2 protein-coding genes are annotated in these 1,111 nt (G+C 54.4%); one reads left to right on the top strand and one right to left on the bottom strand.

The genetic code is table 11. The features are described from left to right. Positions 1-742, top strand: a 742-nt coding sequence (locus KDK14_RS05920) for a tetratricopeptide repeat protein (RefSeq protein WP_257264093.1), incomplete at its 5' end; no start/stop codon positions are given. Between the two features lie 26 nt (positions 743-768). Here the strand turns inward: KDK14_RS05920 and KDK14_RS05915 are convergent. Continuing rightward, on the bottom strand, positions 769-1,111 hold a 343-nt coding region (locus KDK14_RS05915; protein ID WP_257264092.1), incomplete at its 5' end, for a hypothetical protein.

The following is a 1,111-nucleotide window of genomic DNA, read 5'->3' as shown; positions in this document are numbered from 1 at the left end:
GAACAACCTTGGGTACCTGTATTACCATGGTGGCAAGAACTTTCCGGCAAATCCGGACAAAGCAGAGACCTGGTACCGGAAGGCGATTGCGCGGGGGCATGTAAAGGCCAAGTGCAACTTGACCGACCTCATGGCAACAAGGCTGCCCCCGAACTGGCAGCTCAAGATGGTCAATGCGGCAAAGAACGGCGATATCGAGACCATCAGGCAACTGCTGAACCGAGGTGCCAAGCCGGATGCAGGCCAGACTGCAGGGAATACCCCCCTGGCTTGGGCTGCAAAAAATAAGCACCTTAATGCTGCTCTGCTGCTGGCCGAAAGGGAAGAAGCTGACTTAAGTGGTCTGACCAAACTGGGTAACCTTCTGTACCAGGGTAGCGACGACTTTCCGGCAAATCTGCCAAGCGCAAAGTACTGGTACCTGAAGGCGGCCAGGCTGGGAAATGTTGTTGCCATGGCCAGCCTCGGCTACCTGTATATGCACGGTGGCGAGGACTTTCCGGCAAATCCGCACGAAGCGGAGCACTGGTCGCACAAGGCGGCCACGCTGGGAAATGTTGATGCCATGAACAATCTTGGGTACCTGTATCACCATGGTGGCAAGAACTTTCCGGCAAATCCGGACAAAGCGAAGACCTGGTACCAGAAGGCGATTGCGCGGGGGCATGTAAAGGCCAAGGGCAACTTGACCGACCTCATGGCAACAACTCCAGATGGTCAACGCGGCAAAGAACGGCGATAACATCAGGCAGCAGCTGAGCCAAGGTGCTAATCCGGATGCGGGCCAAACCGAAGGGTATTTTGCTGCACACGCATGGTGGCAAGGACATTCCGAGAGTTCAGTACCAAGCGGAGCGCTGGTTGCTTAAGGCAGCTAATCCGGGGAATTCCAATGCCATGAAAAACCTGAAGCACATGTACGAACATGGTGCCGTGGACTTTCCGGCAAATCCCCAGGAAGCGAAGAAATAGTACAACAACAACTACCAGAAGCAGAAGCAAAAGGCGGTTAATCTGAAAAATACCCGGGCCAGGGTCAACCTGGACTAACCCGGGTATTTCATAAACGTGCTCCCGATCTCGCTTGTCCTTTGCCGCTCTAAGGGAGTTT

The organism is Endozoicomonas sp. ONNA2, from assembly GCF_024606365.1.
GTDB lineage: Bacteria > Pseudomonadota > Gammaproteobacteria > Pseudomonadales > Endozoicomonadaceae > Endozoicomonas.
This window is presented reverse-complemented; position numbering and strand designations above follow the sequence as displayed.